This window comes from Exiguobacterium sp. 8H, from assembly GCF_902506255.1.
Lineage (GTDB): Bacteria > Bacillota > Bacilli > Exiguobacteriales > Exiguobacteriaceae > Exiguobacterium > Exiguobacterium profundum.
Genome location: NZ_LR733429.1, coordinates 871,834 through 885,109 on the forward strand (window position 1 = coordinate 871,834; position 13,276 = coordinate 885,109).

Annotated in this window: 15 protein-coding genes; 4 read left to right on the plus strand and 11 right to left on the minus strand. The window is 46.9% G+C overall.

All coding sequences use genetic code 11. The annotated features are described in order from the left end of the window. Positions 1–14: 14 nt before the first annotated feature. Both GVY43_RS04430 and GVY43_RS04435 read right to left on the minus strand, forming a co-directional pair. The gene (locus tag GVY43_RS04430) at positions 15–467 is read right to left on the minus strand and encodes a CcdC family protein (protein ID WP_031423499.1); all 453 of its coding nucleotides are present in this window, start codon (positions 465–467) and stop codon (positions 15–17) included. Between the two features lie 19 nt (positions 468–486). Beyond that, on the minus strand, positions 487–1,185 hold the full coding sequence (locus GVY43_RS04435; protein WP_012726450.1) for a cytochrome c biogenesis CcdA family protein: 699 nt from the start codon (positions 1,183–1,185) through the stop codon (positions 487–489). A 188-nt stretch (positions 1,186–1,373) separates the two neighbouring features. Here GVY43_RS04435 and GVY43_RS04440 point away from each other — a divergent pair, with 188 nt between their 5' ends. After that, positions 1,374–1,556: an aspartyl-phosphate phosphatase Spo0E family protein gene (locus GVY43_RS04440; protein ID WP_078147026.1), complete on the plus strand. Its 183-nt coding sequence runs from the start codon at positions 1,374–1,376 to the stop codon at positions 1,554–1,556. A gap of 77 nt (positions 1,557–1,633) precedes the next feature. On the opposite strand, the gene GVY43_RS04445 is transcribed toward GVY43_RS04440, so the two are convergent. The 7 genes from GVY43_RS04445 to GVY43_RS04475 all read right to left on the minus strand — a co-directional run bounded on the left by GVY43_RS04445 (position 1,634) and on the right by GVY43_RS04475 (position 9,063). After that, a complete protein-coding gene (locus GVY43_RS04445; RefSeq protein WP_159562399.1) occupies positions 1,634–3,397 on the minus strand; it encodes an ABC transporter ATP-binding protein in 1,764 nt (587 codons plus the stop codon). Then, positions 3,387–5,141 carry an ABC transporter transmembrane domain-containing protein gene (locus tag GVY43_RS04450; RefSeq protein ID WP_159563642.1) on the minus strand — a complete coding sequence of 585 codons (1,755 nt, stop codon included), beginning with the start codon at positions 5,139–5,141 and terminating at the stop codon, positions 3,387–3,389. The genes GVY43_RS04445 and GVY43_RS04450 overlap by 11 nt, the downstream gene beginning before the upstream one ends. A gap of 125 nt (positions 5,142–5,266) precedes the next feature. Beyond that, positions 5,267–5,500 (minus strand): YneF family protein, encoded by a 234-nt coding sequence (locus GVY43_RS04455; RefSeq protein ID WP_012726454.1) that lies wholly within the window; start codon positions 5,498–5,500, stop codon positions 5,267–5,269. Between the two features lie 125 nt (positions 5,501–5,625). Further along, positions 5,626–7,617: a transketolase gene (gene tkt / locus GVY43_RS04460; protein WP_074036867.1), complete on the minus strand. Its 1,992-nt coding sequence runs from the start codon at positions 7,615–7,617 to the stop codon at positions 5,626–5,628. A gap of 199 nt (positions 7,618–7,816) precedes the next feature. After that, the gene (locus tag GVY43_RS04465) at positions 7,817–8,050 is read right to left on the minus strand and encodes a DUF896 domain-containing protein (protein WP_031423491.1); all 234 of its coding nucleotides are present in this window, start codon (positions 8,048–8,050) and stop codon (positions 7,817–7,819) included. Positions 8,051–8,110: 60 nt separating this feature from the next. Then, positions 8,111–8,755: a recombinase family protein gene (locus GVY43_RS04470; RefSeq protein WP_031423490.1), complete on the minus strand. Its 645-nt coding sequence runs from the start codon at positions 8,753–8,755 to the stop codon at positions 8,111–8,113. 71 nt (positions 8,756–8,826) lie between these two features. Further along, positions 8,827–9,063 carry a hypothetical protein gene (locus tag GVY43_RS04475; protein WP_074036863.1) on the minus strand — a complete coding sequence of 79 codons (237 nt, stop codon included), beginning with the start codon at positions 9,061–9,063 and terminating at the stop codon, positions 8,827–8,829. 203 nt (positions 9,064–9,266) lie between these two features. Here GVY43_RS04475 and lexA point away from each other — a divergent pair, with 203 nt between their 5' ends. From lexA to GVY43_RS04490, 3 genes are all read left to right on the plus strand, one after another. Further along, positions 9,267–9,887 (plus strand): transcriptional repressor LexA, encoded by a 621-nt coding sequence (gene lexA / locus GVY43_RS04480; RefSeq protein WP_031423487.1) that lies wholly within the window; start codon positions 9,267–9,269, stop codon positions 9,885–9,887. Then, positions 9,887–10,327, plus strand: a complete 441-nt coding sequence (locus tag GVY43_RS04485) for a metal-binding protein (protein ID WP_031423485.1) — start codon at positions 9,887–9,889, stop codon at positions 10,325–10,327. Before lexA ends, GVY43_RS04485 begins: the two co-directional genes overlap by 1 nt. 191 nt (positions 10,328–10,518) lie before the next feature. Further along, positions 10,519–11,394 carry an AraC family transcriptional regulator gene (locus tag GVY43_RS04490; RefSeq protein WP_159562400.1) on the plus strand — a complete coding sequence of 292 codons (876 nt, stop codon included), beginning with the start codon at positions 10,519–10,521 and terminating at the stop codon, positions 11,392–11,394. An 89-nt stretch (positions 11,395–11,483) separates the two neighbouring features. Here the strand turns inward: GVY43_RS04490 and glnA are convergent, their stop codons facing one another. Continuing rightward, the gene (glnA, locus tag GVY43_RS04495) at positions 11,484–12,824 is read right to left on the minus strand and encodes a type I glutamate--ammonia ligase (protein WP_031423481.1); all 1,341 of its coding nucleotides are present in this window, start codon (positions 12,822–12,824) and stop codon (positions 11,484–11,486) included. Positions 12,825–12,871: 47 nt separating this feature from the next. Then, positions 12,872–13,276, minus strand: a complete 405-nt coding sequence (locus GVY43_RS04500; protein ID WP_031423479.1) for a MerR family transcriptional regulator — start codon at positions 13,274–13,276, stop codon at positions 12,872–12,874.

The window sequence follows — 13,276 nt, forward strand, 5'->3', positions numbered from 1 at the left end:
ACGCCACTCCATTTTTACGTGATTGCGATTCGTTTATATTTTTGATACATGGCGATTCGCCACGGGACAATCATCCCCCAAGCAATCAAATAGAACAATCCGCCTGTAGAGAATAAATCGACCTCATGACCGACCCAAACCTTCATTGCTGTACGGATGGCAAGGAGTGCGAACACGACCACAAAAAATGCTTTCGATCGTGAGAGATACACTTCGCCGTCCCGTTTTTCAAAATTGGATGTCTTAATCAAAAACAGACTGAAGATGAGTCCGACCGCAAGGGCCTCAGCCACTTCGACCCATGATAATCGAAACGCGGGAATCAAAAACTGAATCATCCCGGTCGTCATCGCAAGTGGTGGAATTAAAATTTTCTTCGCATTCGTCGGCTTTGCCGATGCTTTTACACGAACAAAGCTCGCTACGATACCCATTAACAACGCGACGAGAGTCGACCCCCATAACATTGACATCTCGGTCAACCCCTTAAAATCCGGTGAATCCGACAAGCTCGCTCATCCATGCAGCGAACCGATTCATTCCGTCAAAATATAATAGTACGCCGAACGCCATCATCAAATAGCCTCCGACTTTTGCTACTTTTGCACTGTTGCGTGCTAAGTACTTGATCTTGCCAACGAATGCGACCATTACCAAAAATGGAATTGCAAACCCGATGACATACGCCAACATATAGCCGAGTCCTTGACTCGGGTTCGTGGCGGCTAGTGCGATCACACCAGCTAAAATTGGACCTGTGCACGGTGTCCAGCCTGCCGCAAATCCAATACCAATTAAAACGGTTCCAAAATAACCGCTCTTTCGTTCGCCGATATCCATTTTCTTTTCACGCATCATAAATTGCGGTTGCCATAAGCCCGCCAAAAAGACGCCGAACACGAAAATCAAAATGGCGCCGAACATGCGTAGACTGTCCTTATATTGGATGAAGACGTCTGCAATCAATGAAGTCGACAATCCTAGTACGAGAAAGACAATCGAAAAACCGAATAAGAACGAAAATGTGTGGAACCAAGCTGTACGCTGTTTTAATCCTTCATTTTTTAACTCAGATACGGAAACCCCAGTAATATACGAGAGAAAGACCGGATACAACGGGAGCGTACATGGTGACAAGAACGATAAGACGCCCGCCCCAAATGCGAGCCATAATGTGACTTCCATGACGATTTCCACCTTTCACGACCATTATAGCGAAAACCTATTTAAATTGCTCGAATCTTTTCTTTCAAACCGCAACATCATTTTGTAATTTTTGAAATGGAAATGAAACTTGTCATCTGTAAACGGAGGTGCTAAGATTTGGATATTCCAGTTCACAAAATTCTAATTTACATGATGGGGGAACGAACGTGGCAGTCACCGCAGCAGATACACTACACCAGGCCATTGAACAAAAACGTGATGAACTGTATAAAATCGCGTCAAAGCATTCTTGGACCTCACCCGAAGTCATTTCAGTAAGCCAAGAACTTGACTCTTTAATCACTCGTCATGTCCTATCAAAGCATAATAAAGAGAAACTTCATTCTTGAAACTTGACAGCTCGTCACCTTGTGTGGCGAGCTTTTTCCATGGAAAAAAGGACACCTGAATAGGTATCCTTTCCAAATCAAGACATCAGACGTTGTCCGGATTGCAGTTCATACATCTTTTTGTACAGTCCGTCTTGTTTCAATAACTGTTGATGATTGCCGCGTTCCACGATTTCACCACGATGCAAGACCAAAATTAAATCTGCATCTTGAATCGTCGACAGGCGGTGGGCGATTGCGATTGTCGTCCGACCACGACGCATCCGATCGAGCGCGGTTTGTACACGCTCCTCTGTTTCGGTATCGATCGAGCTCGTCGCTTCATCGAGAATAAGCACTTTTGGATTACGTGCGACCGTACGGGCAAATGCGAGCAATTGACGCTCCCCGCTTGAGAACGTCGCTCCACGCTCTCCGACGACATGGCCATAGCCAGCGTCCAACTTTTCAATGAATGTATGCGCTTGGACGAATTCAGCAGCTTCACGCGCGCGCTCAGAATCGATGACTGGATTGAACAGCTTCAAATTCTCTTCGATTGTTCCCGTAAATAAGAATGGGTCTTGTAGGACAAGCCCGACTTGTTGACGAAGCTCTTGCTCCTCGAACTGTTCGAGCGGTTGCCCGTCAATCGTGATGCGACCAGATTCATATGGATAAAAACGTGTCAACAAATTGATGATTGAACTCTTACCGCTCCCAGTATGACCAACGAGCGCAACCGTCTCACCTGGTTTAGCAACGAAAGAAATCTGTTTCAACACGTCAACTTCTCCGTCGTAACTGAATGTCACATTTTCGAACCGAACTTCCCCATCAGTGATTCGTGCTTCACCAGGCATCTGTTTACCTGGAGCCGGTTCATCCGTATCTAAAATTTTGAAGACACGGTCGGCCGATACGACGGCTTGTTGAAATTCGCTTAATCGTTGCATGATATCAAGCACGGGACGGAAAATACGTTCAATATAGCTGATGAAAGCATACACGACCCCTACTTGAACTTGTTCACTCATCGAGAGTACCCCGTAATAACCGAGCAGACCGATGATGGAGAAGGCGAGAAGCAATTCGATAATCGGGCGGAGTAACATGCTATCGAGTTTTAAGTTCCGATATCGTGCCTCCTGATGCGCTTCGTTCGTCTCTTCGAACTGACGAATGAGACGCTCTTCTTGACGAAATTGTTGAATGATGCCCATCCCATTGATGGATTCGTTCAACTGGGCGTTGAGTTGTGACAACAAATCCCGCACTTGCGCGAAATATTTCGTCGAGAAACGACGATACGCCCAAATGATAAGCCAGAAGAGAGGCAACAAGATGAGTCCCATCGTCGCGAGCGGGGGCTCCAAGATGTAGAGGAAGATATACGTCCCAATCAACTGAACGGCAGACTGAACGAACGTACTCATCACCCCGACATAGAGTTCTTTTACGGCCTCCGTATCATTCGTGATACGCGATACAAGGACTCCCGCTGGTGTGCGGTCAAAGTAGGCAAGTCGCATCCCCATAACGTGACGGAAGATGTCCATCCGAATGTTTTGCACAATTTTTAAGGCGATTTTTTGAAAAGATATGGATTGCAGATAGTCAAATACAATCGCCGACAAATGAAGCACCATATAGACAGCAAAAAGAGCGATGACCCAGTTCGTCGGGTAGACACCTGGTGTGACGAATTCATCGATAAACACTTTGATTAGAAACGGCCCTGCCAACTTTGCACCTGTCGCAATCAAGAGAAATACGAAGGCAACACTTAGCGGTTTTCCGTACCGTTTCGCGTAACTGAGCAGGCGCTTGATGACTTGCCATTCTTGGACATCATGTTTCATCGTGTCCCCCCCCTTCTACAATCGCTTCAAGTTGCTGACGATCATATGTCTCACGATACCAGCCCGTCTCTTGAAGCAATGCCTCATGGCGACCTCGTTGAATGATGTTTCCGTCCTCAATCACGAGAATCTCGTCAGCGTGTTCTACAGCCGAAAGACGATGTGCGACAATGACGCGCGCCTGATCTGGATTACCGACTCGAAAATGCTCGATAATCGACTCTTCCGTTTTCGCATCGACCGCAGATAGGGCATCATCTAATATCAATACATCCGCCGCTGTCATGAGCGCCCGCGCGATGGAAATCCGTTGTTTTTGTCCTCCTGATAATGTGACTCCACGTTCACCGACGAGTGTCGCATATCCTTCCGGAAGACGGACAATATCTTCATGCACCTCACCAACCTTAGCTGCTTCGATGATTTCTTCCATGCTCGCTTCAGGCCTTCCGAACGCGATATTGTTCGCAATCGAATCCGAGAACAAGAAATGATCTTGTGGAACGACCGCAATTTTATCCATCAGAAGTGATTTTTTCACTTGGCGGATGTTGATCCCACCGATTTTAATCTTTCCATCTTTCACATCATACTCACGCGTCAATAGACGGACAATCGTCGTCTTCCCTGCACCTGTTCTGCCGACAATCCCGATTGTTTTTCCACGTTCAATCCGAAAATGGACATTGTGGAGCACAACGGTCTCATCATAGGCGAAGTTTCGAATATCGACCTCCACCTCTGAATGAGAAAGGGTCGTCGCAGCCATGCGGTCGTCTTGAATCTCAGGTTTGACGGCGAGCATTCGCTCAATTCGGTCGTAAGACGCGCGTCCACGCTCCACGATATTGAACAACCATCCAAAGGCTAACATCGGCCATGTCAACAGTGCCAAATAAGCTGTGAAGCTGACAATCTGTCCAATCGTCAATTCGCCTTGTTCAATCAAGACGGCTCCATACCCGACCGAAAGGATATAAGACAATCCGACAATTCCGAAGATGGTCGGGTCGTATAAGGCATCAATCTTCGCGACTCGTACGTTTTTCGCCATGACTTCACTCGATAAGTTCTCAAACGATTCCACATCCCGATCGACTTCCCCCGTCGACTTTAAGACACGGACGCCACTGACGCTTTCCTGCACTTTGTCATTCAATTCCGAAAATGCCGCTTGGGCGACCCCGAATCGGCTATGTAACATCTTTCCATATCGCGTTGTCAAAGCGACCATGATTGGTAACGGTAGTAAGGCAACGAGCGTCAATTTCCAGCTGATTGTTGTAATCATCGTGATGATGACGAACGTCCCAAGTGTCACGCTATCGACGAGTGTTAAAATTCCCGCACCGGCCGTCATCGATACGGCTTGTACATCATTTGTCGCATGGGCCATCAAATCACCGACCCGTGACTTTTTATAAAATCGCTGATCAAGATCTGTGAAATGCCGATATAGTTGGCTACGAAGCATTCTTCCTAGACGAATCGATGCGCCGAAGATAAAATAGCGCCAAAAGAAGCGGGCGACGTAATTTCCAATCCCAACAGCAGCAAGTCCCCCTAATAACAGCCAGAGTGTGTCGGACGAAAGCGAACCACGGTTAATCTCATCGACAATCCGTCCGATGATGCGTGGTGGAATCAGTTCTAGACCAGCCACGAAGATCAGTAAGACGATGCCGAGCGCGTACGTCTTCCACTCAAGACGCAAAAACCAAGATAATTGTTTGAATACACGAATGTGAAACGCCCCCCTTTGTCTTTAGATGAAGATTATTCATTAATCGTAGCGAAAGTTTGTTCGATTGTCTAACAAAAAGAGGAAACAAAAAAGCACTTCGGGAACCGAAGTGCTTTCGTGATTGATTATGATTTCTTTTCGTTTTTCATCTGCACGTTCATGGCGCGCATCACTTGGTTGACTTTCTTCTGTGATGGCTTTTGACCCATCTGCATCATCAACGTACGAATCATATCTTCATTGATTGGCGGGTTCTGTTCAAGGTAGTTCATCATGTATTTACGCGCGATAAAGAATCCAATCGCGATACCCCCGATGAGTGCTGCCACGACAAGAAGAATCCAGAATAATGTACTCAAGGCTTTACCTCCTCTACCATATGAAACATCGTTTTTTACTATACACTAAATTGAACAACTTCGCTAGTCGTCCAGAAAAAAAGTGACGGCCAAACGATTGGCCGTCACAACAATCTAACTAGAGATTAAAGTGATTTTACTGCATTGACGACGTTGTCGACTGACATGCCGTATTCTTTCATGAGGAGGTCACCAGGTGCAGATGCTCCGAACTTGTCGATTCCGAGTACCTTACCACCGAATCCTACATATTTGTACCATCCAAGTGTCGCACCCGCTTCAAGTGATACACGTTTCGTGACTGAAGATGGAAGGACAGATTCTTTGTACTCTGCAGATTGCGCTTCGAAGAGTTCCCATGATGGCATCGAGACGACTGCCGCTTTCACGCCTTCTGACGCGAGCTGTTCACGCGCTTCAACGAGAACGTGTACTTCAGAACCTGTACCGAGCAAGAGAACGTCTGCATCTTTCGATTCACCTGCAACGACGTAAGCTCCTTTTGCTGCCGTTTCAATAGATGTACCTTCGAGTTCTGGTAACGCTTGACGAGTCAAGACGAGAAGTGAAGGAGTCGTTTTCGATGTCACCGCTTGTTTCCAAGCTGCAATCGTTTCTTTGCCGTCAGCAGGACGAAGAACAGAGAGGTTCGGCATCGCGCGGAAGCTCATCAAATGTTCGACCGGCTCGTGCGTTGGACCATCTTCACCGACTGCGATTGAGTCGTGCGTCAAGATGAACGTCGATGGAAGTCCCATAAGTGCTGCGAGACGGACTGCAGGACGGAGGTAATCCGAGAAGACGAAGAACGTCGCACCGTAAGGAAGAACACCACCGTGAAGGGCCATACCATTCACAGCTGCCGCCATTGCGAACTCACGAACACCGAACCAGATGTTACGACCAGCTGGGTCTTCATCGAAGTCTACCGCACCTTTGATCATCGAGTTGTTCGATCCAGCAAGGTCAGCCGAACCACCAAAGAGTGTCGGTACTGCTTTTGCGATTGCGTTCAACACTTCACCGCTCGTTTGACGTGTTGCTTTTTTCGAACCGATTTCGAAAGTCGGCAACTCGCTATCCCAACCTTCAGGAAGGTCATTGTTCATCGCGCGCTCGAACTGTGCTCCGAGCTCAGGGTGTGCCGCTTTATACGCTTCAACGAGTTCGTTCCAGTCTGACTCATATTTCGCGCCAGGCTCGACAACTTTCTCGTTGAATAAGTCATATACTTCGTTTGGAACGTAGAATGACTCGCCTTCCCATTTGTAGAACTGTTTCGTCAATTCGATTTCAGCGTCTCCAAGTGGCGCACCGTGTGATGCCGATTTACCCGACTTGTTCGGTGAACCGAATCCGATGACCGTCTTGACTTCGATCAATGTCGGCTTCGACGTCTCTGCTTTCGCAGCATCGATCGCTTTTGCGATTGAATCGATGTCCGTTCCGTCTTCGACACGAATGACTTGCCACCCGTAAGCGTTGAAACGGTCTTCTACGCTTTCAGAGAACGACTTATGAAGGTCGCCATCGAGAGAGATATCGTTTGAATCGTAAAGAACGACGAGTTTACCGAGCTTCAAGTGACCTGCGAGGGAAGCCGCCTCCGCAGATACACCTTCCATCAAGTCTCCGTCACCGCAAATGCCGAACGTGTAGTGGTCAACGACGTTGAACTCGTCGCGGTTGTAAGTCGCTTCTAAGTGTTTCTCTGCCATGGCCATCCCGACAGCCATCGCAATCCCTTGTCCAAGTGGGCCCGTTGTCGCATCTACCCCAGCCGTGTGGCGGTACTCAGGGTGACCAGGTGTCTTCGAGTCCATTTGACGGAATGATTTCAAATCGTCCATCGACAAATCATAGCCAGACAAGTGAAGGAGCGAATACAAGAGCATCGATCCATGACCCGCTGAGAGCACGAAACGGTCACGGTTGAACCAGTTCGGGTTTTTCGGGTTGTGACGCATTTTATCTGTCCAAAGTGTAAACGCCATCGGGGCAGCGCCCATTGGCATCCCTGGGTGACCAGAGTTCGCTTTTTGGACTGCATCAATTGAGAGCGTCCGAATCGAGTTAATCGCTAATAATTCTTTAGTAGTTGTTTCCACTAATTTCATCCTCTCTGTGTTAAGAAGGTTTTCTACCCGTCATATTTTATCATACTCAATCGTGTGTCACAACTAATTAATTAGTATAACACATTTGTTGAAATCGTTTCCTTCTATTGCATGAAATAGCATGTAATCCGTTCGTCTGATGCGTGTTCGTGTATAACAAAAATGCACATCCTATGCGAAATAGGATGTGCATTCGGTATCACTCACCGCGATAGCGTTTTTGATCTTCTTTCAACTTCTCTGGTGTAACGTCATTTCCATCTGGATCGACGACTTTCATACCCATCATTTGTGATTTGAACGATTGACGAAACGCCTTCAAATATTCTTGACGCAAGTCTTGTTGCTCGTTCATTTCTTCTTGAGACAGTCCTTCTGTCTTCGCTTTGTTGGCGAGGAAATTGATTCGCTCCAATTGTCCTGGTGCTAACATATGACTCGCCCCCTCTCTAGTGAATTTGTTCTTATACTTTACAAAATCAGAGAGGAAGAATCAAGTTTCAGCAACCGACTGGTGCTCAAGATATCGTCGATTGACCGTTGCCTTCGAGACCTCATAGCCAAATCCACGTAGCGTCGCCGCAATCTCAGCGAACGTCAAGCCACGTTCACGCAATTGGATAATCTCTTCGATTGGCACTTCAATTCGATGTCGCCCACCTTGATCATGATTTTGAATGTTGCGCTGTGGGTTAAATCCGTTAGCGACCGCACGACGCATCCCACGCGAGATTTTCGCATTGTGAATTTTTCGTTGATATTCTTCGACAACACTGACAATCTCCAATACCATCTTCTCTGCATCGGAAACGACATAGTCCGACGTAGACTGCATCGTCAGCAATCGCACGTCATGCTTCATTAAAGTATGCAAGATCGCAATCTTAGCATTCCCTCGTCCTAAGCGACTGTCGTCCGTGACGAGCACGGCATCGAGCTGAGAAGTGGATACATGGTCCAGTAAATCAAGTAGCCCTTGTCGATTGACTTCATAACCGCTCTCTTGCTCTGTGATGACATCTATGACGTCGGCCCCTAATCCCGAAGCCAGCTGCTGTAATTCTTCGACTTGCCGACTGAGTGATGTCTCTTGGGTAGACTTGTTCGTCGATACCCGGCAATAGATGACGACCCGCATCGCACCACTCCCTTTCATTGCATTCATTTGTTACGATACACAGTTTAAGATTGATTCGCAATGAAGAAAGATCACTCAGCGGCATACCATTTCATTTTTCGTTCGTTATGCTCTTCACGCTCTGCCATGATCTGTGCTTCGAGTGATTCTGCTTCGACGTACGCAACCTCTTCTTCGATTGTCCGCTCTGACGTGACCACCGGATCCACAACTTTTGGTTCCCCTCGCATTTCACCAGCCAAATAAAAAGCGAACATCCCGACTAAGAGCATCCCGACTAAAATGATTCCGTTGAGTGTATCTTTCATGATTACATTGCCTCCTGTATAAGAATGTATGTTCGTTAGAACGTTTGTTCGTTTATCTGTTCTCATCATAAAACAAGAACCCGTGTTCGGTCAACACAAAAAAACGAACGAATGTTTGTACGCTCATGTGTTCTTGTGTTACACTAGACACATAAAGAATAGGATGCGATTGCAGGTTATTCGATTATATCGAGGTGAACATAATGAAAAAAATGTCAGCGCGACAACAGCAGATTCTTGATTTCATCAAAGACGAAGTACGGGCAAAAGGTTATCCGCCTTCTGTTCGTGAAATTGGAGAAGCCGTCGGTCTTGCATCTAGTTCGACCGTACACGGTCATCTAGATCGTTTAGAGAAGCGTGGATTGATTCGTCGAGATAAGACGAAGCCTCGCGCGATTGAAATTTTGACTGAAGATATGCCGACAATGGAAGAGCAAGAGTCCGTCATGTACGTACCGGTCATCGGGAAGGTCACTGCCGGGACACCGATCACCGCCATCGAGAACGTGGAAGAGCACTTCCCTCTTCCAGCACATATCGTCGGGTCAGATAATGTATATATGTTGTCTGTCTCTGGGGATTCGATGATCAATGCAGGAATTTTAGACGGAGACCGGGTGCTCGTCCGCCAGCAGAGCACGGCCGACAATGGAGAGATTGTCGTCGCCATGACGGAAGAAGGCGAAGCGACCGTGAAGCGAATTTACAAAGAAGCTTCGAAGGTCCGCCTTCAACCGGAGAACGACGAGTTAGAAGCGATGTATTTTGACAACGTCTCGATTTTAGGGAAGGTTATCGGTGTATACCGGACGATTCATTAATGGCTAGTGGCAAGACCCATACCCGTACGAATCTCGTGGCAACCGGAGCACTCGCGGTTGCCACGCCTTTTCTTGAAATCGATGTTCCGTTCTCATTGATCATCGGTGCCATCATCGGTACACTCTGGCTCTCCCCGGACCTCGATTTGAAATCAGACGCCTATTATCGATGGGGACCTCTCAAACTGATTTGGCTCCCTTACGTAAAGCTCATGCCGCACCGTTCGCTCTTCTCGCACTTACCTGCTTTGAGTGATGTGATTCGGATTGCATATATCGGGTTCCCGCTCGTGCTGCTTCTGCCCTTCACGGCTTACGAAGAGGAAATCCGCTCATGGGTCGACATTCATGGCATGTCCTTCTTTTTAGGGCTCGTGTTTGCGACGACACTACATACGACGCTCGACTATACTTCAACGTTTTTCAAAAAAGCGTTTTAACCAACAAAGGACCACCTTCGTGAAGTACAGAAGGTGGTCCTTTGTTTTAATTGGAATGATAACGTGTTATAGGGTATCCATTTTATGAATGAAATGCTTAAACTAATACGACCCGATCTTTCCTGCACGCAAATTATCGAGATGAGTTGGAAGAAATCCGATATGGTCAAACTATGAAGGAGGAGAACTTGATGGTAAAAGCATTAAATGAGCTGATGGACTTTATCGAACAGCACTTAACGGAAGAACTCTTAGATTCAGAGATCACAAAAATCACCGGACTATCTGCTCATCATTTTAAGAGGATGTTTTCGTATATGTCAGGAATGACACTTCACACTTATATACGAAATCGACGGTTTTCTATAGCAAATGAAAAATTGGTTCATGGTTCAAGCGTAACAGAAATCGCATATCTCTATGGATATCAATCGGTGGAAGGGTTTTCCAGAGCGTTTCGAGATTGGTCTGGTCATTTGCCTTCTGAAGTCATGAAGAATCACATTCAAAAGTCGTTCCCTCGCTTCACGTTTTATATCGATATAAAAGGAGGAACATCAATGGAGTTCAAGTTAGAAGAGAAAGAAGCTTTTCAAATCGTTGGAGTTTCAAAGCGTGTCCCTATTCAATTCGAGGGAGTCAACGAAGAAATCATGGAACTAGCGAAGTCGATTACGGAAGAGCAACGGGCTCACATGCATGAATTGGGCAATTTATATCCGCATCGTGCCTTGAACGCATCGTTCAATTTTGATGACGGTCACTTAGAAGAAGAAGGTTATTTGACACATATGATCGGTTTCGCCACGACAAGAGAAATTAAGTATGACGATCTCGAAGTGATCTCAATCCCAAAAAGTTTATGGGCAATCTTCCCGAACACTGGACCATTCCCAAGCACTCTACAAGAGACGATGGCAAGAACCTATGCAGAATGGTTACCTTCTTCGGGATACGCACTTCAAGACTTGCCAAGCATTTCATTTAGCAAAATAGAAACAGGATATGACAACGTATATAGCGAGGTTTGGGTCCCTGTGAAGGTTAGAGAAGAGCCGGAATCATAAAGATATCTCCGCTATTATGATTTATCAAAAAGAGTATGGAGCAACCCAAATTGAGGGATGCTCCATACTCTTTAATATATCTCTTCTATTTAGTAGAGCGTCATGTACTGATCGCGTTCCCACTCTGTTACTTGCATACGGAACATATCCCACTCGATTTCTTTCAGCTCGAGGAAGTGTTCACCGATATGCTCACCAAGTGAGTCCATCACGACTTTGTCCGCACGAAGGACTTCGAGTGCGTCGAAGAGTGTCGCCGGGAGATCGTCGATTCCGTTTGCTACACGCTCTGGCTTGTCCATCACGTAGATGTTGCTATCGATTGGTTTAGGTGCATTCAAATCTTTTTCGACCCCGTCAAGACCCGAAGCCAAGAGGGCAGCAAGTGCAAGGTACGGGTTCGCCGCTGGGTCAACCGAACGTACTTCGATACGAGTCGAGAGACCACGTGCCGCTGGTACACGTACGAGTGGCGAACGGTTACGTGCGCTCCATGCAACATAGCAAGGTGCTTCGTAGCCTGGTACGAGACGCTTGTATGAGTTGACAGTCGGGTTACATACTGCCGTGAAGGCACGAGCGTGCTCCAAGATACCGGCTGTGAACGCGCGAGCTGTGTCTGAAAGTTCCATGTCGCCGTTTGGATCGTAGAAGACGTTTGTGTCGCCTTTGAAGAGTGACATGTTCGCATGCATCCCTGAACCGTTTACCCCGAAGAGCGGCTTCGGCATGAAAGTCGCGTGAAGACCATACTTCGCTGCGATCGTCTTAACGACGAGTTTGAACGTTTGGATGTTATCTGCCGTCGTGACAGCATCTGCGTATTTGAAATCGATTTCGTGTTGTCCTGGTGCTACTTCGTGGTGTGATGCTTCGATTTCAAAGCCCATGTTTTCAAGTTCGATGACGATCTCTTTACGGCAGTTCTCACCGAGGTCAACTGGTGCCAAGTCGAAGTATCCACCTTGGTCGTTGAGTTCAAGAGTCGGACGACCTGATGCGTCTTTTTTGAACAAGAAGAACTCTGGCTCTGGTCCAACGTTGAACGCTGTGAAACCAAGTTTTTGCATCTTCTCAAGGTTACGCTTGAGTGTACCGCGCGGGTCACCGCTGAATGGTGTACCGTCTGGGTTATAAATATCGCAAATTAAGCGAGCAACTTTTCCGCTGCCATCTGTCCACGGGAAGACAACCCACGTGTTGAGGTCTGGATACAAGTACATGTCTGATTCCTCGATGCGGACGAATCCTTCGATTGACGATCCGTCAAACATCATCTTGTTATCAAGTGCTTTGTCCAATTGGCTGATCGGCACCTCGACGTTTTTGATTGTTCCGAGGATGTCCGTGAATTGAAGACGAATAAAGCGTACGTCTTCCTCTTGTGCGATGCGTTTAATGTCTTCTTTTGTGAACGTTTTTCTGGCCATGGTAAAATGTCCCCTCTCACATTGCGTAATGGTTGATGTGTGCGGCGTTATCGATAGAAACGTGAAAGCTCACCTTGAATGAGCGACGTCTTATTGAAACGACCGGCTTCTTGAAGCTGTGTTTTCAACAAATGATGTAACTCTTTTTCCGAAACCTTCGGTGCTTCACTGACCGGTGCGGCCGGAGCAGATGCTTCCGCTTCTTTTTCACCTTCTTGCTCTAACATGTGGCGAATCGCCGCCAAGTTAAAGCCTTGATCAATGTAATCCTTGATTGCGAGTAGACGTTCGACATCATTAAAGGAATAAAGTCGTCGTTTCGATTCCGTCCGACTAGGCGAAATCAGACCCTGTTCTTCGTAATACCGAATCTGTCTACCTGTCAGTTGCGTCAAATCTTGGACGATTCCAATCGGAAACAACGGGTTGGAGCGACGAAATTGATCGGCCAT